This is a genomic window from Halogranum amylolyticum (assembly GCF_900110465.1).
GTDB lineage: Archaea > Halobacteriota > Halobacteria > Halobacteriales > Haloferacaceae > Halogranum > Halogranum amylolyticum.
On sequence record NZ_FODV01000014.1, the window covers coordinates 31,328 to 53,922 of the forward strand.

The 22,595-nt window shown below is 58.1% G+C and carries 21 protein-coding genes, 1 tRNA gene and 1 pseudogene; 3 read left to right on the plus strand and 20 right to left on the minus strand.

Annotation, left to right across the window (positions count from 1 at the left end; genetic code table 11):
• Positions 1-149: 149 nt before the first annotated feature.
• From BSG17_RS18675 to BSG17_RS28665, 3 genes are all read right to left on the minus strand, one after another.
• Entirely contained in the window at positions 150-980 is an 831-nt protein-coding gene (locus BSG17_RS18675) for a transposase (RefSeq protein WP_139246700.1), read from the minus strand.
• Between the two features lie 23 nt (positions 981-1,003).
• Complete coding sequence (locus BSG17_RS18680; RefSeq protein ID WP_089826821.1) at positions 1,004-1,915, minus strand: EamA family transporter; 912 nt, start codon at positions 1,913-1,915, stop codon at positions 1,004-1,006.
• Positions 1,916-2,019: 104 nt separating this feature from the next.
• Positions 2,020-2,322: an SDR family oxidoreductase gene (locus BSG17_RS28665; protein ID WP_089826936.1), complete on the minus strand. Its 303-nt coding sequence runs from the start codon at positions 2,320-2,322 to the stop codon at positions 2,020-2,022.
• A gap of 93 nt (positions 2,323-2,415) precedes the next feature.
• Here BSG17_RS28665 and BSG17_RS18690 point away from each other — a divergent pair, with 93 nt between their 5' ends.
• Together BSG17_RS18690 and BSG17_RS18695 are read left to right on the plus strand one after the other, a co-directional pair.
• Complete coding sequence (locus BSG17_RS18690) at positions 2,416-3,123, plus strand: helix-turn-helix domain-containing protein (RefSeq protein ID WP_089826823.1); 708 nt, start codon at positions 2,416-2,418, stop codon at positions 3,121-3,123.
• Between the two features lie 630 nt (positions 3,124-3,753).
• On the plus strand, positions 3,754-5,013 hold the full coding sequence (locus tag BSG17_RS18695) for a M14 family zinc carboxypeptidase (protein ID WP_089826938.1): 1,260 nt from the start codon (positions 3,754-3,756) through the stop codon (positions 5,011-5,013).
• 227 nt (positions 5,014-5,240) lie between these two features.
• On the opposite strand, the gene BSG17_RS18700 is transcribed toward BSG17_RS18695, so the two are convergent.
• From BSG17_RS18700 to BSG17_RS18780, 17 genes and pseudogenes are all read right to left on the minus strand, one after another.
• A complete protein-coding gene (locus tag BSG17_RS18700; protein WP_089826827.1) occupies positions 5,241-5,654 on the minus strand; it encodes a TRAM domain-containing protein in 414 nt (137 codons plus the stop codon).
• Positions 5,655-5,866: 212 nt separating this feature from the next.
• Positions 5,867-6,151 (minus strand): DUF3006 domain-containing protein, encoded by a 285-nt coding sequence (locus tag BSG17_RS18705; RefSeq protein ID WP_089826829.1) that lies wholly within the window; start codon positions 6,149-6,151, stop codon positions 5,867-5,869.
• A 2-nt stretch (positions 6,152-6,153) separates the two neighbouring features.
• Complete coding sequence (locus BSG17_RS18710) at positions 6,154-7,605, minus strand: lamin tail domain-containing protein (RefSeq protein WP_089826831.1); 1,452 nt, start codon at positions 7,603-7,605, stop codon at positions 6,154-6,156.
• A 301-nt stretch (positions 7,606-7,906) separates the two neighbouring features.
• Positions 7,907-8,371, minus strand: a pseudogene (locus BSG17_RS18715) (zinc ribbon domain-containing protein); the annotation flags it as partial.
• 446 nt (positions 8,372-8,817) lie between these two features.
• Positions 8,818-9,153, minus strand: coding sequence for a hypothetical protein (locus tag BSG17_RS18720; RefSeq protein ID WP_089826833.1), 336 nt, complete (start codon positions 9,151-9,153; stop codon positions 8,818-8,820).
• Positions 9,154-10,065: 912 nt separating this feature from the next.
• Positions 10,066-10,350, minus strand: a complete 285-nt coding sequence (locus BSG17_RS18725) for a PadR family transcriptional regulator (RefSeq protein ID WP_089826940.1) — start codon at positions 10,348-10,350, stop codon at positions 10,066-10,068.
• A 731-nt stretch (positions 10,351-11,081) separates the two neighbouring features.
• Complete coding sequence (locus tag BSG17_RS18730) at positions 11,082-12,998, minus strand: serine hydrolase domain-containing protein (protein ID WP_244531601.1); 1,917 nt, start codon at positions 12,996-12,998, stop codon at positions 11,082-11,084.
• Positions 12,999-13,408: 410 nt separating this feature from the next.
• Positions 13,409-14,152 carry a SagB/ThcOx family dehydrogenase gene (locus BSG17_RS18735; RefSeq protein ID WP_089826837.1) on the minus strand — a complete coding sequence of 248 codons (744 nt, stop codon included), beginning with the start codon at positions 14,150-14,152 and terminating at the stop codon, positions 13,409-13,411.
• A gap of 1 nt (position 14,153) precedes the next feature.
• Positions 14,154-14,534, minus strand: coding sequence for a Zn-ribbon domain-containing OB-fold protein (locus tag BSG17_RS18740; protein WP_089826942.1), 381 nt, complete (start codon positions 14,532-14,534; stop codon positions 14,154-14,156).
• 2 nt (positions 14,535-14,536) lie between these two features.
• On the minus strand, positions 14,537-15,694 hold the full coding sequence (locus BSG17_RS18745; RefSeq protein WP_089826839.1) for a thiolase domain-containing protein: 1,158 nt from the start codon (positions 15,692-15,694) through the stop codon (positions 14,537-14,539).
• 150 nt (positions 15,695-15,844) lie between these two features.
• Entirely contained in the window at positions 15,845-16,720 is an 876-nt protein-coding gene (locus BSG17_RS18750; protein ID WP_089826841.1) for a universal stress protein, read from the minus strand.
• A 56-nt stretch (positions 16,721-16,776) separates the two neighbouring features.
• Entirely contained in the window at positions 16,777-18,144 is a 1,368-nt protein-coding gene (locus BSG17_RS18755; protein ID WP_089826842.1) for a nicotinate phosphoribosyltransferase, read from the minus strand.
• 454 nt (positions 18,145-18,598) lie between these two features.
• Positions 18,599-19,477 carry a universal stress protein gene (locus BSG17_RS18760; protein ID WP_089826844.1) on the minus strand — a complete coding sequence of 293 codons (879 nt, stop codon included), beginning with the start codon at positions 19,475-19,477 and terminating at the stop codon, positions 18,599-18,601.
• Between the two features lie 61 nt (positions 19,478-19,538).
• A complete protein-coding gene (locus BSG17_RS18765; RefSeq protein ID WP_089826846.1) occupies positions 19,539-20,432 on the minus strand; it encodes a universal stress protein in 894 nt (297 codons plus the stop codon).
• Between the two features lie 112 nt (positions 20,433-20,544).
• Entirely contained in the window at positions 20,545-20,772 is a 228-nt protein-coding gene (locus BSG17_RS18770) for a hypothetical protein (protein ID WP_089826848.1), read from the minus strand.
• 414 nt (positions 20,773-21,186) lie between these two features.
• Positions 21,187-21,270: transfer RNA gene (locus BSG17_RS18775), tRNA-Ser, on the minus strand.
• A gap of 68 nt (positions 21,271-21,338) precedes the next feature.
• The gene (locus BSG17_RS18780) at positions 21,339-21,809 is read right to left on the minus strand and encodes a DUF2267 domain-containing protein (RefSeq protein ID WP_089826850.1); all 471 of its coding nucleotides are present in this window, start codon (positions 21,807-21,809) and stop codon (positions 21,339-21,341) included.
• A gap of 182 nt (positions 21,810-21,991) precedes the next feature.
• On the opposite strand from BSG17_RS18780, the gene BSG17_RS18785 reads away from it, so the two are divergent.
• Positions 21,992-22,594: a nitrous oxide reductase accessory protein NosL gene (locus BSG17_RS18785; protein WP_089826851.1), complete on the plus strand. Its 603-nt coding sequence runs from the start codon at positions 21,992-21,994 to the stop codon at positions 22,592-22,594.
• Position 22,595: the final 1 nt, after the last annotated feature.

Sequence of the window (22,595 nt, forward strand, 5' to 3'; positions counted from 1 at the left end):
TACTACCTTCTGGAGACAAATTGGATATCGGAAGTGGAAGGTTTGCCGTGGAGTTCTACCGGGAATGAGACAGTGTCGCACACCACAGGCTGATGCTGAATACACCCTCTATATTCAGCACGCTACTTCTGACAGCATCTGAGTAGGTCTCAGCGGTCGTGCTGAATAGAGCGCGCAAGTCGGTCACTCAGGTTGGCCGATACAATCGGCTGAAAAGGGGGTGCCACGTGCAGTGGATGCGGTAATCGAAGCACGTTAGAATAGTATAAGATACTCATTACGACGAGACATACTCCGATAAATCGATAAAGCCACATCATCGCATTGGATGGTTCAGGCGACTTAGACTGTGTGTCACGCAAGGAGTCGAGGCCAAAGTGATAGATTGAGTTGGGGATGGATAGATACGCAACTTCGAGTAGCGCAAATCCAACCCCAGCGAGTAGATCCCTGGATACGGCGTTGCGGTACCTTCTCTGTGCTGGCCCTGAACCCGCATGGACACCGGCTGGCCACCCCTCAGATTCCGCCACCACGGACTCTGGGTGGTGACGATGAGGTGCCTCTATGGCGCGCATCACCTCGGGACCGCGGAACAGGTAATTCTCGTCGTCGTCACCGAGGTCGGTCCCCACCTCCCCAGCGCCCTTCACGTTCGCGGCCAGCCACATGTTGTACCAGAGCACCGCGAAGTAGAACACCTGCACGCGGATGTAGTACCGCGCCGAGCGCGACTTAGCCAAGAAATCCTCCTTCAGCTTGCGATAGCCGGTCTCTATCCCCCATCTCGCCCGGAAGTCATCGGCCAACTCCAACGGTGTCAACGGCATCTCTCGCTGTTCTTCGGTGAGGCTCTCCAGGTCGCTCTCCTCGTCGGCGTCGTCGGCTATCCAGCCGATGTTCGTGTAGAAGGCGATCCACTTGTCCTTCGGGTCGTCAGGCTCCTCCTTGTACAGCTTCGACTTCTTCTCCGATTCCATCACCCAGATATACACAACCACTGTCAGCCGATGACTCCGAATCGAGCGAGTTCTGCCCGGATATCTTGACGTTTCATCAGTGCGAACCCTCCAACTACGAGGAGGAACCCTCCAACCATAGAGGGCGTGACTGGCTCACTGAACAGAAGCCACCCGAAAATCGCAGCAACCACAGGCGCCAGATACATCATGAGCGTCACCTCGAACGAGGGGCGACGCTGGAGCAGTGAAAAATAGAGCAGATACGCAACAACTGTCGAGAGAATACCGAGATAAGCGACTGCCACGCCAGCCATCAGTGGTACTTCACCACTCCACGTCTCTCCAAGTAACGGACTCAGCACATGCAATAAGACTGCACCGAGGGCTGCAGACCAAGCTGTTTGCACCGAACTGGAGAATGACGTGTCGACATATCGAATCAGCACACTCGACAGCGAGATGCTACCCGCGCCCCCTACCAGAATTGCCTTACCAAGCAGACTTTCGGCAAACGTAATCTCTCCGGACGGAACCAGCATAACCATCACACCGACGAACCCGATCCCCAAGCCAGCAATCGAGAGGGGGCGAAGACGTTCGCTGGGAAGCAATATCCACGAGAACCCAGCTGTTAACACCGGCACGAGACTGCTCATCATGGCCGAGAAGACGCTCGTGGTCAGGTCCTGGCCGATATACCAGACTCCGTTGCCGATTACAGTCCACAACACACCCCCAGCGGCGATTGTAAGTACGTCACCTCGTGAACGTGGCCACCAGACCTCACTCTGAAGGACAACGTACCCAATCATAATTAGGCTGGCCACGTCGAATCGCAACGCCATCAACAAAAGCGGGGGAAACATCGAAAGCCCGATCTCGGTAGCTGGAAAGATAGTTCCCCACAACAGTGAAAGAAGCCCCAAATCCCGAGCATCTCTGTATGAAGACATTCTGTTCTCACCGTGATTTTATAACCTGATCAGCACTCCACGTCATGTGGTAGACTCCACGCCGCGCCGTTGTTTCCTGGATTGTACTTGAATACTCATGTTAGCTAGAGGGACTCTGTAAGACCGCCATCGACGCGGATGTTCTGTCCGGTGATGTAACTTGATTCGGGAGAGAGTAGATACGCAACTGCGTCGGCTATCTCCTTTGTTTGTGCCGGTCGTCCCATTGGGATTTGCGCTTTTGTCTCCTCCTCTACCTCCCAACTGTCGGTGAATCCTGGCTGCACTGCGCTTCCCGACCGCGAAAGGAGAACTGGTGTGTATCCGTCTTCGCTCAGCTTTCGCGCACATGCCGCGCCGATTCCACTGCCGGCAGCAGTTACCACAGCGACCTTTTGTTGACCCATACGCCGCATATCCAGGCCAGTAGTATAGGCGAGCAACCTGCTATAGCAGGTACAAACCCATCTCGTTTTCAACGGTTACCGCTAAATACGAATATGAATGCGAACGAGTCTGCGGAAACACTTCGGCTCACATTAGAGGTTTGGCATCCCGGTTGTTGGGTTCTGGATGTGACGTCACAGGTTGATGTCGGCTGCCTTGGATACGCAATCTACACTCGAGAGGGTGGCAGAGCAAGCACTCACTACACCGTCTATGGCAACGATCAGGACGTTATTGAGGAGGGGCTTTCATTGATTCGAGACCATCCATCAGTATACTCGGTTTCGGAAATGACCCAAGGGTATCGACAAGGTCCCTCCCCGACACCTGGTAATACAACCCGTGACCTGTTAGTCGAACACGACGGAAAGACACAAATCAGCGATGCGTTCACGTCTCGTGGATTCGTGTATGGGGCACCTGCTGATGCCTTCGGAGATACCGAACGCTGGACTGTCCTTTCGAACGCCAGTCGGGAGATGATTCAATCATTGCTTGATGAAATTCGAGACGAAAGAGAGGCAGAGATTTTTGTCGAGTCAATTGCACGTGCCAGTCGTGCCGAGACTCCGGATTCACTTCCTCTCGACCTGCTCTCGCATCGCCAGCGCGAAGTCTTCCAACTTGCACGCAAACGAGGCTACTATCAGCACCCAAAGGCCATCACAGCGGGAGAACTGGCTGCAGAGTTGGGTATCACGACCTCTACGTTCCACGAACATCTGCACAAGGCAGAAGCGAAAGTACTTGACTTGTCGTAGGATCTGACCAGATGAATTTGAGGGCACTGGCTGGTCAGGCCAGTTTGAGAAGCGAGCAGTTCGTAGGTTTAGTGCTTTGATCAACCTAGAACTGCTCACAGAGACGTTAGAAGAAACGAGCTACTGCTGAAGCCGGGCCCTCACCACCGACCGAAGTTCATCTACATGGACGTCCGTCAGTTGTGAATCTTCTTGAAACGTCTCAATAATCGTGTTCGGTGTCTCCCCAAACGTGAACTCAAGGTAGCTTCCCGAGTGGGGTCCTGACTTTTCCGCTCGGTCTTTGTCACGGGCCCAGTCGGTGTCTGCATGACGGGGCAGCGAACAAACGACGACACAGGCAACGAGTCTCTCAACCCCCTCTAGACTGCGACGGCGCAGTCAGGCACCTGGCAGACGGACACCAGTTCAGGAGGCTAAATCGGTGTTGGTGTGCTCGTTCTCCCAACTCTCAGTATACGCGTCTCGAACTGCTCTTTGAGCAGGGCTACGAGCCTCAGAGACAGCACTTACTACGACTTACTCGCTTCTCAAAAGATCTGAATTAGATAATACCCTCTTCGATATAATAACTATTCTACTACATCCTTAGATATAAGTCAAATGTGGCATAAGTTAGCATGCAATACCATGACAATAGAACGACGAAAGTTTCTGGGGGCACTCGGAGGCCTCGCGGGCGCAAGTGTCTTCAGTTCACAAGCTAGCGGTCACGAGAACAAAGGCAAAAGCGACGGGCAGACAGGCGGTCCGGATGCCCTCGATGGTGACTCCGAGTACAATCCGGATTTCCTCCGGAACGACGATCTCCTCGACAACAACGAACTCAAGGAACTGCTACAATCTATTAAGAACGTCTCGGTCACAAAGATCGGTGAATCAAACCAAGGTCGGCCTCTCTGGGAGGCATCGATTGGGAGCGGATCGACCGATGTGATGGTGATCGCACAGCAGCACGGCGACGAATTCATCATGGCAGAGGGAACGATTGCGGCACTCCACTATCTGGCGTGTGCTGACACTGCTGCGGTCAGAAAGGTTCGGAACAAGCTGACGGTTCATCTCATCCCCCGAGTGAATCCGGATGGGTTCGTTGCTCGGCAGCGATACAATGTCGATACGGACGCCCCAGCGGCGGCCGGAGCAGATATTTTCGGAGCCGACATCGGGATCTTCGCTGCGGATACCCCGTTCGTCGGATGGGACATCAATCGGTATCACTGGCCCGATTGGGAGGATAGTGATTTGTACCAGAGCTACCCGGAAAAGTTCCCTGAAAATCCAGTTCCGGAGGCAGTCGCCGTCGACAGCAGAGTCGAAGACCTCGATTCCGAGTGGATTATCGACTTCCACCGCCAAGGAGAGTACATCGTCGACGAGGATCTGAAGTTTGTTGACCGTCAGCAGTACCTCGACGGCGAGCTTGGCGAAGAAGAGACGTATCCGCCAGATCCCAACGATCCAGGCGCTGGGAATATCGTCACGTCATCGCTGTTCTGGCCAATCAATGAGGATGTGCCAGAGGATGCACGAAACCTCTCGAAGCAACTCGTCTATACGATGTACGACGAAATAACGACGGAAAGCGATACTGATGTCCTGACAGTTGGCGACGAGCACGATCCGGATTCAACGTGGTATCCGGGCGGGACATACGCTGGTATCGCGCGAAACGGCTTCGGTCTCCGAGGAATGGGAAGTGTCCTCTTCGAAGTCTCCGCGGGGACGCTCGGGAATCGTCTCTACCGCGTTCAGCACGTCGCTGAGGCGTTCCTTGCAGCCGTGAAAGCGACGGCGGATGGCTCGCTAACCGACGTTGATCCTTCGAAGGTCGAAAAGATTCCGGGGCGTGGGAGTAGCGTAACTGTCGAAGGTGAAGCTGACATCTAGCTTTCACTACCACCTCAGATCCCCTTTAGCGTCAGTTAGCACGCGCTCTGCGACAACCTCGACAACCTCACGAGCTTCCGGATGGGTACGGACATGCACAGCTGACAGGCACCCACTCGGTTGTCACCAGCGTTTCGGATCGAAAAGAGGAGGGTGCATCCAGTGAACCCCCGTTCGAAGAAGACTGGGCGGAGTTGACTCGGGGAGTCAGCCCCGCCAACAGAGCGCTACACGTCGTTGGGGACAATCTCGGCGAAGGCGACGTTCTGGCGGACCGTATGCACATTGACCGTCACTGTCTCGCCAGGCTGGCCGCCGTCGACGATGATAATGTATCCGCGCTCGACCTTCGCGATCCCATCACCTTCCTCGCCGAGCGTCTCGATCGTGACCTCACGGACCTCACCTTCGTCGACGGGCGGAACCTGCGGCTCCTGTGGCGCCGCACTCGGGGCGGCATCGGGGGACTCGCTTGGGGACGAGGCGGCGGTGTGCGTGAGCACGCCAACGCGATAGAACTCGCCGACGTCGAGTTCGCCAAGTTCAACTTCTTCACGTGGGATTTCGATGCGGTACGAACCATTTTGTCCGGTCACAGACGCAGTCACAAGACACTGCAGTGAGTCAGGAACATCAACCATCGGCGTAGTGGTCGCTCATTCGGACAAATCCCGTATAATGGTATGGGTCGACATCACCAATTCCCGGACAGACCATCGCTTATTCTCAGTTCTCTGACCACACGAACTACTCAGGTTGTAACCGACTCGCGCCCTTTGTTCGGCAGGAATGTCGGAACCTACCCACCCGCTGTGAGAACGTGCTGAACTGAGAGGATGTCTTTCACAAAGATCTACTGTGACTCGTCCTCACTGGGTGGTCGTTCTGCAAGCCGATCAAAACGCGATTGCGCTCGGTTCTTTCGATCCGTCGTCTCAGTAGCATCATACGAGAGGTCAGTTACCTCTCCATCAACGAGCGTCACCTCAAGGACTGCATCCGGATGTGCAGCCTCAGTCGGGATTGCCTCCCGTTCAAGCACTAGCTCATCAACCACCTCCCCATTTGCTTCGAGCAAGATGACTGCAAGATCGTCCTCAAAACGGTCGATCACGCCAGTGAACTGTTGGGTGGTCATCGTCAGTAGGTCTCCTCGATCACAATCGTGCCGGTGTCATCTCGAAAGATGACGGTGTCGCCGTTATTGTTCCAGACTGGAGTTGATTGCCCCCAGTATAAGTCTGTCTCCGTATCCGTGCCACTTCCCGTGTAGATAGTGATTCGGTCGCCAGGTTCGAGTACGTTCCCCTCTGGGATTGTATACGAGTGACCGGCCGCATCGGCGAGTTCCCATCCGGAGAGATTGAGCGACGACGTCCCCGTCTTCTCAAAGGTAACGTACTCACCATTGAGATTCTCGGCGTCATCGCCGTCTGCATCAGCGTTGATTTCGACGAGCTCGAGGCCAGCGCGCTCGTTCGTCTCCGTCGGCGTGGTCCGTGTCGGGCCAGTTGGTGTCTCGTCTGGTTCCGTAATTGGGGCTGTCCCGGAGCCATCCGCATGGATTACGCACCGATCCGTAACCGAACCACCACTTCCGGGAGCAATCGGTTCTCCGGTCCGGAGGTCAGTCGCAGTCGTGGGAGCGTCTTGTTGGGTGGCGACCGTGACTGTCGACCCATTACTCGTGAACCGAACGGTCCCATGTGTTGCAGTCCAGTACGTCGGGACCGAGCGCGCAGCAAGCCGTGATAACACTGCTTCGTGTGGGTGCCCGTACTGGGAATCATACGCACTCGAAACCACGGCTGCTTGCGGTGATACTGCATCAAGGAATGCGTCGCTCGTACTTGATTGACTGCCATGATGCCCGACAGCCAGCACTGTCGAATCGAGGCTGTCACCGTAGGTCTCCACGAGATACTCTTCGCTCACCGTTTCTCCATCACCGGGGAGCAAGAAGCTTGATGCACCGAACTGAAGGTGCACCACGATACTGTTCTCATTTCGGTCTTCGTTCACAAGATACCCCTTTGGCGGGGCAAGAATTCGCGCTTCAACTCCGCTCATCTGGATCGAGTCGCCGGCCTGCGCCCGGTACAGCGTCACGTTGTGTGCTTCGATCGCATCAAGGTATGACTCGTAGGTTGCAGAACTTGACGCGATACCGGGATCGTACACCGCTCCGACGCCGTCGCCATTGGTCTCGAAGTGCTCAATCACGGCCGCGTGCCCGCCGATATGATCCGCATCAGGATGGGAAGTCACGAGGTGATCAATTCGCGTCACTCCATGTGCTTCGAGATACGCAATGACATCCTCTCCATCATCAGTCCAATCGCCGGTATCAATGAGAATCGTTTCGCCCTCGGGTCCGATCACCAGTGTACTCGAGCCTTGCCCGACATTCAACAGATGAACAGACAGTTCGCCTGCAGGCGCTGAGCCCCCTGCCGCAGCGGTCGCTGTCGTTGCTTGCTCGTCTCCAGTAGTGGTCGGTTCCGATCCAATATCGGAGATTCCACCAGTACATCCGGCCAGGATAACCGCCCCAAGAACCGCAAAAATGGCGATGAGCCGTCGGGTAGACATACTTGGATGTGGCTCAGCCTCGGGTTAATTGTTCTGGATGGTTTGTTGGACTCACTTTCGGAGAGTATCGCAATCCACTGAATCGACGATAGCTTACGGATCTGGATATACCAGAACGCATTCCCCCCTGCTCAGGGGATGTCCATCGCTTCGAGTTGCCCTTGGTACCGATTTCGGATTGACACCTCTATCACTCAGGCCATGTGTGTAGAGTTGTTCTGTCAATTACCCCACCCTACTTCGCTCACCCTGAGGGGTTCGCTCGTGGAGGGTGTCGCCAGAACTCAATGAGTTCTGGCTGCTAACCAGAAGTCTGCGACTTCTGTTGATGGGGCTTGTCCATGAACTCGGCGTCGAACCCTTCCGGGTGGGCGGTGAATCCACCGCTCGGCGTCACAGTTCCAGACTTTAGGGCAAGCTGACTATTACCCGTCCGCCGAGACGACTGTTAGCCCCGACGGACATACCGCATCCCGATATTCTTCGCTGCGTTGTAATCTGCGTTCGCTTCCGACTCGCTCTTCACACACTGGAAGTCATTTCGAGTCGGGCGATTCTCTTCTGCCGTGAATCCACACTCAGCGCACCGTTTCGACGTGTACGCCGAACCGACCTGTTTCACCGAGATGCCTTCTGCTTCGGCTTTGTACTCTACCTGTTCGTACAACGTTCGGAACGCCCATTTGTGCCCCCACGTCGCACCCGTTCGGTTGCGGATATGGGTCAAGTCCTCGAACGCTATCACGTCACACTCTTCCCGAATCGACCGAGGACTCGGCTTCCGACACAACAGGCGACGACAGCGATGAGAACGCGCCAACAGAGTCATCCGATGCAGCGGATGAGGAGGGGACGACCGAAGCGGACACCGGAGACGAGTCGCAATCCGATGCTCCCGACGACTCCTCGACTGACGAGTCGTCAGCAGAAACAGACACCGATTCAGACCCGGTAGCTGAAGATTCTGCATCCGATGGAAAGGATCCCGACACTGAGTCGTCTGCTGCCTCGCCCGTCGAAGCAGACGGCTGTTAAGCCAATCGTTTTGTCCGATTTTTTGATTCTAACGAGGGCGGATAAGACGCATCTCTAACGGAACTCGTGGTTTCTATACCCAACTATTGATGTGAGGGCAAGGGTGGGTACGCTTGGGTCCCAACCCGCTAAATTACGAGCGATTAGTTCCCGACGAGCACTGTGAGACGACAATCGCTACGTGTCCGGATAGTCAGTCAGGTGGTCGGGTAGACCACCCTTCGTGACCGTCTCTCCACAGAATGGACAGCGGCGTGTCTCGGTGGCCTCCCGATGGTTAGGGTCGTGATCGCTTGGTTCGTAGTACTCATCGAGGACAGTGGTTGCAGCCTCGCCCCATTGCTGGCCTTGATTCCCAAGTATCCGTCGGAGGCCACGGCGGGACTTTCGCTCTGTGAGTTTGGGGTTCGCCTCGATCAGCGCGCGGACGACTTCCACGGGGTCGTATTTGGCGTCAAGATACGCGATGGGCGAGATGCGCCCACCCACTCGCTCGGCCGGCCCGCGGCCCATGAACACCGTCAAGCAACTGAGTCCCGCAGCTCGTTGGGTTGTGGTAAGCTCGTGGGGTAACTCAGCGACTAGGGTCGGCCCATGTTCCTCAAGGTAGACAATGTTCCCCCAACGTCATCGTCTCGAACGTAACTGTGTCAAAAAAATAAACCCACCGACGGGAGTGTGACCGAGGTTCCGATATGGGATATTTCACACGCGTTCCTTTAGTCAGGCGTTGATTTCACGCGTATGCGTACTCGTCTAAGGCAGATCCTCTATTCAACAAATATGTCGGAATAGTGTTGTATGAGTGGTCGAAACGTCTGTTTGCGACATCCACACTGCATGGAGTCGTATGTCAGAGGCACCTTCCTTCCCTCCCATTTTATGTCTCCCACCAAGTAGAGAGTGTTGCCAACCTCAGCCAATATTGCGGCTGGATAGGTTACTCTCTGAGTGCGGCTACCTTGAGTTTGTGGCCCGTCTGTTTCCCGTGCTCGACGACGATCTCCGATGGCAGTTCCTCATCACCGGGGTGTATGACCTGTGTGAATGTACACTCACCGCAGGTTACCTTCATCGTTCGCTGTAGTTGGCCAACCATCTCTCCCCACAACATCTATGTTGGACAGAATGATAAGATTATTGATTATTCTTATAACGAACAATATTGCTACCGTACTCTTCGTGTTCGTCTCTCTCGTCTTCTACGCGTTCACCCGTCGGACATTCGTCTGGGGCAGGCGGCGCTACCCTCTCGCGAGAAATTCGACGTGACGATTGTTGAATAGCGCTACCCGAGACCTAAGGCTGGACAGGAACGGAGACCTTGGGCAACGCCATCGTCACGCCGACCACGACAGCAGCTGCGTAAGCAAACAGCCCTCTCTGTAGCGCACTGTGCTGTTCACTCACATCACCAGACGAGTGCTAGGCCGGAAGCTCTCGCGATTGCGATTGCATCCACTCAAGTTGCTCTTGGATGGTCAACGACCCTTTTTCGGTGACCTGGTAGTAGTTGGTCCGGCGGTCATGCTGGCCTTTCTCGAGGAGGCCACGCTCGACGAGCGTATCGAGATTCGGGTACAGTCGCCCGTGTTTCACCTGCGTACCCGTTGCGTCCTCGATGTGGTCTTTGATCTCTTGTCCCGATGGTTTCTCGAGGCCACTCGCCACCACGAGCAGGTCTCGCTGGAATCCCGTCAGCCCAAACATTTCGTTCATTCCCATCACCTCTTCGTCTAGATTAGTTTCTGCACACTTGTGTATTTCTGAACCTCATTAAACGACAGACTGTGACTAAATTCTGCATCTGTGTATAAACCGACATCCAGATTGTACAGAATCACACTAACTTCGGACAGTCGTGTCGTCCTGTCTTCGCGACGGCTCGTTGACTCCGACCCTGTACTTGGCGAGTAGAGCAAAAGCTACTCCGGAGCTGATGCGTTTTCGAAGTAGCCGGGACGCTGCCAGCATCGTACCGTCGTCGATCCGACATCCGTGACGATTAGAATTACGGAATTTAGTCGAGAAAGCCCCGTGCTTTAGCGTAGGGATGAATCGACGCACGATACTGTTAAACTGCTCGCCGTTGTATTGGGTGCGACCCGACGCGGTACATCCGCGCTCATGCCGGGATAATCGGACAATATTGGATTCCCCTCCCAAGGTTCGACGGTCTCCCCGTCGAAATAGGAAGGATACCGACGGTAAACAACCAAGTACCTCCGAATCCGTTGAAACACCTCGTGAACCACTTGGAAACGAGTGGAAGCGTGGTGTCGAGGAGAGGAGTAACGGTCGCCTGGCACGGCCAGCACCCTGTCGGTGTGTAAACCGTAAACATCCCAACCCAGCGGGCCTTTGCTCGTAGGAATCCTCGCCCTTGAGGGCGGGAGGATGTCAAGTATCTTGTTCGGTGGGTGTCCGTGTCGGCGGCTGGTTCACATTTGATACCACTGGAGGTTCCAGTAAGCGAGCACCATCGCGAAGACGACACCAGCGACGCCGACGGCGACGTACTGGACTCCAAGGAGGCGACTCCAGACGTCCTGCCGCCAGGCCACGCCAGCGAGGACGAGCGTCGCAACGCTCGCGAGGACACCTACGAGTGGCAACAGCAAGATGACCTGCAACCGTAGCGGGTCCCCAAGGAAGGTTGTGAATGGATCAGTCACCACCAGACCAACCAACCCAACCACGAACACGAGATAGCTCACTGCCGCGAGCGCAGCGACCGCACGCGTGTATCGCAGGGGAGAGGTCGGGTGGTCTCGTGTCTGGCCGTGGTACCACCGCCAAAGACCCGTCGCTGTCCACCCGAGAACAGCCCCGAGAAAGACGAGCAGCGCAATGCCAGCGACGACTGCGTGGGCGATCGGTTGCTCACGCGGCGCGAGTCGCTCGTACGTCGCGAACGGTCGACTGTCGAAAAAGAGATGCGTGATCTGACCGTCACTCTCCCCGAAGACGATCGCGTCCGACCCATCGACTGCCTCGAAATACAGCTCATCCACCTGGGACCACTGGGTCGAGCCGGAGGGATCAGTCGTGACGAGCCGTCCACTTTCAGTGATCGACACCGAGACGTTCGACTGCACGCCGACCAGTTTCTCTGATGTGGTGTACGGCGTTCTGAGGGCACGGTAGGTCCCAGTCATGGCACTAGCCCGCGACGGTTCGCCACTGGGTTGGGGTGCGCTCTCGTCGGCTGGATAGTACTCATCGAGCAGTGCGTCGAGGAGTGTATCCCTCGCTTCGACACCGCCAGGGCTGTTGTAAGAAATGAAGAGGCCGACATCGTGGTCAGAGAGCAGGACCAAGAGGCTGTGGAACTGTTCTGTGTCACCAGCGTGGCCTACGATGTGCGTGTTGTTCCGGCTGAGTTCGTAGAACCCGAAACACATCCCGTTCAGTCGGTCGTCCTGGCCGAATCGCCGGCGATGCATCGCCGCAACTGAGTCGGTCGCGAGGATGCGTCCCCGGTCAGTCGCCCCGCCCTGCAAGTGGGCACGCATGAACTGCGCCATATCGGTCGCCGTGGCGCTCATCGATCCTGCAGGAGGGATCCCGACGAATTCGAAGTCGCCTTCGCGGTACTGACCGTTTGGGGTCGTATAGCCCTTCGAGAGCGTGCCGTCGATCGTTTCGGGAACGGGCTGGGCGAACGTGCTCTGGTCCATGCCGAGCGGCTTGAAGATGTGCTCGTCGACGTACTCACCGAACGGCAATCCGGCACTCGAGGCGGCGATATGACCTGCGAGAGCGGCGCCATAGTTCGAGTAAGCAGCGAATTCGCCTGGCGGCCGGACCCGGGCCGGTCGCTCGTCTCGAAGCATCGTGGGCAGCGGGCGCAGATCAGCTTCGCTCAGGACGAACGTCCCACGGAGTCGCTCCTCGAATCCTGCAGTATGCGTCGCGAGGTGCTCGAGCGTGATGGGCTGGTCGTACGTGTCGGGAATCGTAATCTCATCGAGGTACTCGTTGATGTCGGTCTCGAGGTTGAGGCGGCCAGCTTCGATCCCCTGCATGAGCGCCGTCCACGCGAAGAGTTTCGACACTGATCCGATACGAAACAGCGTGTCGTCAGCTGCAACCGGTGTATCGGTCCGGATATCGCGGACACCGTAGCCCTTCGTGAACGTCGTCTCACCGTCGACAACCGCGACCGTCGCACCGGGGATGTCGTGGGCCTCGAGCTGGGCGTTCAGCACGCCGTCGAGAAACGTCTCGAAGCGATCGGGGTCGGCGAGCGGACCGGTGGCCTGTCCCTGCTGGCTGGGTTCAATCGCGCGTCCTCGACGGGGGAGCTCTTGGAGAGCGACGGCTGCGGCCCCCGTCGCTGCGAGGCCACGAAGCACCGTGCGTCGCGAGCACGTGTTTGGTTGGCCACCACAGTTACTGGTCTCGGTTGGTGTCTGCGGTGTGAACATAAGTGGGCACGTTGCAGCGGCAGTTCTACCGCTATCATCGTGTTTTATAACTCACAACTCAGTCACATAACCATTCTGTGGTGATGTTCGACGCGCCAAGTGCAGCCACGACACCGCTGAACACACCTGACCTTCGACGCGATGTGATGGCCGCCGCGGACAGGACCACTTGTGAGCGTGACGTCGCAGTATTCGAAGCGGTCGAGGACCGTCTCGTAGCGAAGAGAGCCTGAGTCGGAAGAGACGACACCAACACGGCAGAGTTGGGCGAAACTCTCGACGAGTCCTACCGCTGCGTACACAACGGCCATCGCCGTGAGTCGTCTCCGGGATCTGGCTCAGTCGCGCCGTCCGACCGGAAAGATGTACAGCGGTCGCTGGTTCGTCGGTGCACCGGCGAGCTCTCGCACGCTGTCGTCGTCGAAAGCGCCGATAGAGACGGTTGCCAGCCCGAGCGACTCGGCCTGCAGATAGATGTTCTCGCCCGCGTGTCCGGCTTCCATCGGAACGTATCGTCTCTCACCACGCCGGCCGTACTTCCGAGTCGTCCGCTCGTCGACCGCACAGACGACGATGTCGATGGCAGCGGCCTCGACGGACTCCTGATCGAGTGCGGCCGCACGGAGATGTGACTGGATATCGCCAGGCTCCCTCTTGCTCAACTCATGGCGCTCCGGTCGGTACCGGTAGACACCGCTCTCGAGTCCGTCGACACCAGACGAACCGACGATGACGTACAGCTCGAGGGGGTAGAGTGCTCCGGCGCTTGGTGCTGCCCGGTACCCAGAGGTTCGACTCGTCACACCCTGTGCTGCCCAGAGTAGTTGTCCGAGCTCGTGGCGTTCGAGGGGTTCGATCTCGTACTGACGTCGGGAACGCCGGTCACTGATCGCCGCTTCGACCGAAACATCACCCGCTTCGTTCGGTGGAGGTAAGGGAACGGACTCGACTGCGTGCAAACTGTCGCTATCACCGGGACGGACGGTTCTGAACACGCCGAACACGAGATCGAGCGCTAACGACAGGAGTGCGACGGCGACCAGTGTAACTATGGTTCGCCTGGACGGATGTTCGATATCCATATCACTCGTTTACCGGACGGAACGTGAGGAGCGACGTCCCGTCGTCGCGTGCTTCGACACCGAGTTGGACCTCGTCGCCGATGGCGACGTCGTCGGCAGTCACTTCTCGGAGTTGCCCTGTCAGGACGACTCCCTTGTTCAGTTCGGCGAGAACGACTGTGTACGGCGTCTCGCCATGGAACTTCGGAATCGTGACAGAGATCTCGGTGAACGACACGATTCGGCCCCGGTCGGAGAGCGATGTTTGGGTCAACTCGGGTGAACCACACTCGGGACAGACCTGCCGGGGTGGCAGTGTCGCGGATCCACATGCCTCACACGCGAGTGCCTGTGGTTCACCCGACTCGACCTCGTCCGTGAACGTCTCGAACCATGCAGGCACGGTCACTCACCTCCGAGGACGGTTACCGTCGTACTCGCACCGCTCCCACCGACGTTGTGTGCGAGTGCGACGTCGGCGTCGGGGATCTGGTTCGGATGTCGCCCCTGCAGTTGCTTCGTCAGTTCGACGAGTTGGCCGATGCCAGTGACGCCGACCGGGTGGCCTTTCCCGAGGAGGCCACCCGACGGATTGACCGGAATCTCCCCCTCGAGTGACGTCTCACCGTCGACTGCACCCCGTACTCCCTCTCCCTGCTCGTAGAAGCCCAGTGCCTCGAGCGCCAGTATCTCTGCGATAGTGAAACAGTCGTGAACTTCGGCCACGTCGACGTCGTCAGCCGTGATACCTGCATCCCGGTACGCCGCTCGTGCTGCGCGTTCGGCAGCCGGTGTCCGGGTGATGGCCGCACGGTCCTGAAGCGCGAGGGCATCACTCGACTGACCGGTCCCGAGCACTGTCACCGACATATCGAGGCCGTGGTCCGCTGCGAACTCGTCGCTGACGACGATGACGGCGCTGGCACCGTCCGAGACGGGACACGCGTCGTAGAGAGCGAGAGGAGTCGCGATCGACTTCGACTCCACCACCTCCTCGACGGTAAGTTCTCGCTGAAACTGTGCAAGCGGGTTGTCGACGGCGTTGTTGTGGTTCTTGACCGAGACGGCGGCTAACTCTTCGCGTGTCGCGTCGAACTCGTGCATGTACCGTCGCGCCATGAGCGCGTAGATTCCGGGGAACGTCAGACCCTGCTCGTTCTCGAACACGTTGTCTGCCGCGTTGGCGAGGGCGTCGGTGACGTGTTCGATGTCGGCGGTCGACATCTGTTCGACGCCGCCTGCGAGCACGACGTCCGCCGCCCCCGCTTCGACCGCGAGTACTGCTTGTCGGAACGTCGCCCCACCAGACGCACACGCACTCTCCATGCGAACCGACGCTGCGTCACGGGCACCCACATAGTCCGCCAAGAGCGCACCCATGTGACCCTGGTCCTCGATGAGATCACCCATGAAGTTCCCGACGTAGACAGCATCGAGGTCGGCCGGCGTGATGCTCGTCTCGTCGAACGCTTCGCGGGCAGCCTCACTAAACAGTTCCCGCGACGAGGACGCTGGCTGTTTGTCGTACTTGGTGCTCGCTGCGCTCGCGATTCTCACTCCCATCTGTGACACTAGACACCACGACACACGGATTAACTCCATCGGTCGTACCCATCAGTTCGAATTGCAGCGGAGACAGATTCGTTCTCCCATCCACCTCCTGACCCGTCCTTCAGAAACAGTTGGAACTGCAGTCGGCTATGATAGGCACTATCAGTTCATCTCGTCGGACGCTTTGATCGCGACTACCGGAACGTCGGTGAGGCGAACGACACGTTCGGTCACGCTGCCGAGCAGATATCGGTTCCAGCCGGTTCGACCGTGCGTCCCCATCACGACACAACCGATATCGGCCGTATCGGCGTAGTCGACGATAGCGTGGTACGGCGTCCCGCTCAGCACCGAGCTCTCGATCGTCGAGATATCTGCTTTCTCGGCCCGGTCGATGACCTGCTCGAGCGCTCGTCTGCCCGCATCCTCGAGCGCCTCCAACACAGTACCAGGGTCCAGATCCCCCCAGACGAGACCAGTATCGACGACGTGGATCACGTGGAGCGTCGCACCGGTCACCTGCGCCAGGTCGATAGCGTAGTCTGCGGCGGCCTGGGCGCACGCACTCCCGTCCGTCGGCACCACGATTGCGTCGAACGCCGGATCGAACACCGTCTCCTCGTGAACCGTCATGACGGGCACTGGTGACTCGCGCAACGTCTGTTCGGTGACACTTCCGAGAACGAATCGGTCGATTCCACTCCGACCGTGGGTCCCCATCACGATACAGTCCACGTCGTGCTTCTCGGCGTATCCGAGAATGGCGCGATACGTCGGCTGTCCGTCTTCGACGACCAGCGGTGTCACGTCGACGTCCGCGTCTCTCGCCAGCTCGGCGACTGCCAACGTCGCCTGTTCACCGCTGTGTGCGAGTTCACCTGCGGCTTCGTCTTCGACACCGGGTGGGAGTTCGGCAAGTTCGAGAACGTGAATCACGTGTAGTTCGGCGTCGAACCGCTGTGCGAGTCCGATCGCCGCTTTGGCCGCAGCGTCTGCGACGTCGCTACCGTCGGTCGGGACGAGAATTCGTTCGTACATGGGTTTGTTAGTCGGGGTGATGGTCTTGGGTCTTACTTCGGTTCTACAGCAGGTCGTTAGGTCAGTTGTCTCTCGAGTTGGCGGCGGAGTACGCTCGTCTGCGTATCGAGGTCCGGGCTGATACGAACGTCGTAGCTGTCCGGGTCTTCCAGTTTCCGAACCGTCGGTGGGACCTTCGAGAGGGTGCGCATAGCGTGCTCCTGAATCGACTGAAGGTCGGGGAACTCGTAGACGAGCGTACCGTCCTCGACGACCGAGACCAACTGTTCGGCACCGTTGCAGTCCTCCGACTGGAGTGCGAGGATATCGTGGTGATACTCGTCGTCTCGTTCGACGCGTCGGACGCTCTTAGCACCCGGGTAGGTTACCTTCCCGGTCGAGAGCTTCATGCTGGGTTGCATCGCTCCGTCTCGCTCGACGGCGACGAGTTTGTACACACCCTCCACCTTCGGGGCGTCTGTGCTCGTCACGAGCGCCGTCCCCGGCCCGAATCCTGCACCGATACCTCCGTTCGTCAGGAACTCACGGATTTTGAACTCGTCGACACCCGACGAAATGAAGATGTCTGTCTCTTCAAGAATCTCGTGTACCTCCTTGGAGAGCGCCGTGAGATCACCAGAGTCGAGTCGCACACCAGACAGGTCGACATCTTTCTCCGCAGCGACCTCGCGTGCGATTTTCGCCCCAGCGACCGTATCGTAGGTGTCGATGAGGAGAATCGACTCGTCACCGTACTCGTCGACGAACGTCTCGAAGGCGGCGCGCTCGGTCTCGAAGCTTTGAATCCACGAGTGGGCCATCGTCCCGTAGATCGGGATGTCGAACAGTTCCCCAGAAGCGACGTTCGAAGTCCCGTCGAATCCGCCGATATAGGCGGCGCGCGCGGCTTTGACTCCGGCGTCGCTCCCGTGGGCACGCCGCGACCCGAAGTCGACGAGCGACTGGCCATCACCATGTCGTCTGACCATATCACGCATCCGAACAGCTTTCGTCGCGATCAGACTCTGATAGCCGATCTGGTTGATGACGACCGTTTCCAGTAGTTGCCCCTGCAGTATGGGTGCAGTCACCTCGAGTAGTGGTTCGTTCGCGAACACCGGTGTCCCTTCCGGGAACGCTCGTACGTCGCCCGTGAACTCCAGCGTTGCGAGATGGGACAGAAACTCTTCATCGAATCCGTGTTCGGTCAGGTAGTCGATCGCCCGCTCGCCGAACGAAAGCGTCTCGATGTAGTGAATCGCCTGCTCTAACCCGGCGGCGACCATGTACCCTCGGTTCGGTGGAAGGTCTCTGAAGAAGAGATCGAACGTCGCCGTCGGGTTGTGACTCTGGTTGTAGTACCCTTGCATCATCGTCAACTCGTACAGGTCGGTGAAGAGTGCGAGATTCTCTGGGGTGATGTACCCGTACGCTGTGCGCGCCATTGTTTGTATTTGTCACACATGAGGTTAAACATCCGCCATCTCGGGACCCCTGTTCGACGACACCCGACCGGGACAGCTCCGAAGGCGAGTGGAACACGGCGTCGAACGGAACTGTAGTAGCTCGTGCAACTGGTCACTCCCTCGACGACGATACGACGAAACACACGCCGTAACACCGGCGCGACAGCGTCCGTAGCCGCACCCAACAACGGGACTGCAAACAGAAACAACAGGATTGCCCCGAGTGCCCCGATCAGTAGAACAGCCGAAGCGGAGAACCGGTCGACCACGCCTGACAATCGAGATTGTATAGTCAGACGTGTTTCAGTGTACTGACGTGGACACGGATCGTCCACTGGCCGCCTCTATCGAAGAGTCGTCATCTACTCGGAGCTGTCCTGCCGAGCATCCTCGGGTCGCCCGCGACGAAGCGACCAATCTCTCACGACCGTCATCAGCTTATCGCCAGTACGGGGACATCCGACCGGCGGACGATTCGGGCGGTCGTACTTCCGAGGAGCCGATCCATATCTCCGGTCCGACCGCGAGTTCCCATCGTGATCACGTCGGCATCGACCCTCTCTGCGTACTCGAGGACCGCTTCGTGCGGAACTCCACGCAGGATGTCGGTCGTCACCGGGAGATTACGGTCGCGGGCGTCGGTCGCGATCTCGTCGACAGCCTTCTGACCGCCTTCTTTGAGGAGGCCGACGATACTCCTGGGTACATCCTCGAACCCGTAAGTCGCCGTATCGACGACGTAGATCACGTGAACGGTCGCGCCGTAGCGCTCGGCGATTTCGAGCGCCTGCGTAGCAGCGCGTTCGGCGGCCTCGCTGCCGTCGGTAGGAATCACAACGTGGTCGTACATGCCGTACCCCGATTCGGGAACATCTATGTCTTCGGCGAGTCGCACAGCCATCACAGGGACGTCTGCCAGCGTGATCACCCGCTCTGTGGTACTCCCCAGTCGAGAGCGTTCGGTTCCTGCTAGACCGTGCGTTCCCATCACGACCAAGTCGATGTCGTTGTCGGCGACGTAGTCGAGAATCCCTCGATGAGGGACTCCTTCCCGGACGACACGAACAGTGTCGAGTCCGAGCTCCGTAGCCCGTTCTTGGATTCGCGCGGTTGCTTTCCGCCCGCGCTTCTCCGAACGCTGTCGTAGTTCCTCGCGCTCTGTGGTCGCTAACCCGCTCGGTTCGGAACCGGTGTCGACGACGTAGAGGACGTGGACCGTCCCGTCGCCGATTCGTGCGAGATCGAACGCGCGAGCGATCGCGCCTTCGGCTCCCCGACTACCGTCAGTCGGGACGAGAACGTTCTGGTACATGGGGGGATATATCTACGGAGGCCAAGACCAAGTAGCCTCTCGTGCTCGCAGTCGACGTTCCTCAACGCGCTCCCGCTGACGGGACTGTCAGTACCGGCGCGTCGCTCGTTCGGACGACACGTTCGGTCGTGCTGCCGAGGAGATAGCGCTCGAGACCAGTCCGCCCGTGGGTACTCATCGCGACGAGGTCGATCTCCGTCTCGTCGACGCAGTCGTGGATGACGCGATGGGGAGTCCCCTGCAGAATCGTCGTGACGACCTCGAGACCGTGGCGCTCGCAACGTTCGGCGACGGTTTCGACAGCACGCTCTGCTCGCTGTTCGAGCGTGCGACGGGCATCGGGGAGAACAGATCGATCCCCGTAGCCACCTGGAAGGGCATCCAGGTCGACGACGAAAAGTGCGTAAACCGTGGCGTCGTAGCGTTCGGCGACGGTGATTCCGTGCTCGATGGCCGTCGCTGCGGCCTCGCTGCCGTCTGTCGGAATCAGGACCCGGTCGTAGCTCGACCCGTCGTCCGGTTCGAGTCTCGCTGTGAGGACGGGGACGTCGCTCGCTCGTACCACTCGTTCGGTCACACTGCCGAGGAGTAGATGATCGAGTCCAGTTCGACCGTGCGTTCCCATCGCGATCAGATCGACGTCGTGCTCGTCGACGTACGAGAGAATCGTCTCGTGGGGAACGCCGTGTTCGACCGCTGTACGGTACGTCACACCGCGTTCGGTTGCCTGCGTCGCGAGTGTTCGGACCGCTTCGGTGGCGTGTCGTTCGAACCGTTCGCGCTGCCCTCGAGCGACGGGGTCGACGTCTGCGAAGGTCGTACTGTACGACCGTTCGTCAACGACACTCAGGAAGTGTACGCGACTCCCGAACGTCGTCGCGAGGTTCAGCGCATGCTGCACTGCTGCTTCCGCCCTCGCACTCCCGTCTGTCGGCACAAGAATCGTGTCGTACATCGTACATCAACCGAAGCGGTCTGGCAACGCTCCAAACGATAAAAGTCGCAACTCCCCATAAATCGTGAGGGTGAACCCCTCGATTCGAGCACTTCCACCCACGAGAGACGGGTCACTCGGGAGTCGACGGCTCGTCTTCCTCGTCGTCCGGCTGCAGTGGTGGTTGTCCGAAGTAGTCGTAGCAGGCGGTTCCCGGGAGATTCACGACTTGCTGACAGGCACTTCCATCGACACACTCCCTGTGACAGATGTAGTGTCCATCCTCGTTTTTCGGATAGGGACTCTCTTTGCCGCTCACTTCGTCCAGTCCGGCCGATCGACCGTTGGCTGTTTTCGACATTGGCTATTGGGAGGAGTCTCGCACGGCCGAAAGCACCTCGTCCGTCACGGTGCTCTTCCGGTGTCCAATCAGGATGTGCTGTTGGAGGGTCACTTCGTGTTCACACTCGTGCCCCACAGATCGAACACGTGGTGAAACGACTGTTTGGCACGTCCTCGTGTTTGGTTGTTTCCATCCCGAGATTAACCAACACGATGCTCGAACGTTGTGAAGTTAGGTGTCTGATACGAAAGAATTAGTTCCCCAAACTCAGAATTGACACGCAACGGGTGCGCGAGAGGGAACGAACTAATCGGCGTGAGGAATCCTGAGAAGCCGATATTTGCGCAAAATCTCCGCTCGCAGAGCCATAGTGTCGAAAATGGTTACTACCGGCGTTGTCTCGTGAGACGACGTCGTCGCCGACGAGCCACACGGTGGGAGTGGGATTCGAACCCACGAGGCCGCGAGGCCACCTGCTTTCCAAGCAGGCACGTTTGTCCACTCCGCCATCCCACCACTATCGGTTGTCGACCTCGGAGTCGACGATTCCCCGGCGTCTTGGAGCTGTCGCTCCACGCCGTTTCTCACTGCTCCGATTCGTTCTCTGGTTGTGGACCGCCGCCAGTCTGTGCCTCATTCGCGTCGCTCCAGCCACCAGTATCGACCATCTCGAAGAGTTTGCGCCAGTTCTCTCTGTCTTCTCCCTCCGGAAGTTGATCACGGAGCTGTTGGAAATCGGACGGTGGAACCAACGTACTCACGAAGTCCACGATGACCCGTGCGTGATAGGCGGCGTCAGCTGGCTCCGCCTTCTCGGTTTCACTGACGCGAGCGAGAAACTCTTGCCAGTCGAATCGCTGTCCGTGTTCGTGGACGGCGCCGGTCAGATACCAGTCGATCTCCATCGGAAGCGACCCAGCGAGATCTTCGGCTGCGTCTTTCGGAATCCGTGCTCCGAGTGTCGTCAGTGTTGCTCGAATCGCACGCACCGTCTCCCCCGTGCCCGGAAGTTCGAGTCTGTGCTGTATCGTACCCGTGAACTCGTCGAAATCCATATGTCTCTAGTCTTGTTGTCCACTGGTATCAATCCACGGAGGCGACCTTCCATCCCGAACTGTCGTGCCGGCACTCTCTGTGATGAGTGGCATCTCGAGACAAACCTACGAACCGACGGTGTTCGAATCGGTTCGATGCGTAAACCAGACGCTATTTGTTTACCAAACGCCCTACACAGGATATGGCTCCGCGAGATCGATGCCCTGTAGGACATTACAGTCGGCGACAGGCGTTACTGGCGGGGGCGACCGTTGCGCTCTCTTCCGTCGCAGGATGTCTCGGAAACGGTGAGAACGGCGACGCCGAGGTTCCGGCGGCGATCACGCTTCCAGACGACGCCACGTGCGACGTCTGTGGGATGGTTATCAGTCAGCACCCAGGGCCGACCACGGAGATCTTCTACGCCGAGCAGAGTCCCGAAGGACACGACAACCCTGCGCGTTTCGACAGTACGTGGGAAGCGTATCAGTACGACTTCGAGCGCCAGAACCAAGGATGGGAGAAGACGGCGTTCTACGTCACCGACTACTCGAGCGTCGAGTACAGCCTCGCCGAAGAACGGGGGAGTACACTCATCTCCACACACCCTCAGAAAGAGGCGTTTGCCCGCGTCGAAGACGTCACCTACGTCGCCGGATCTGCAGTCGAAGGGGCGATGGGGAAGGATCTCATCGGGTTCACCGACGAGTCGGACGCCAAGTCGTTCCAATCCGAATACGGCGGTAATCTAGTAACGCACGACGAAGTCACCCCAGAAGTCATCGCCGGCCTGGGTAAGCGGTAAG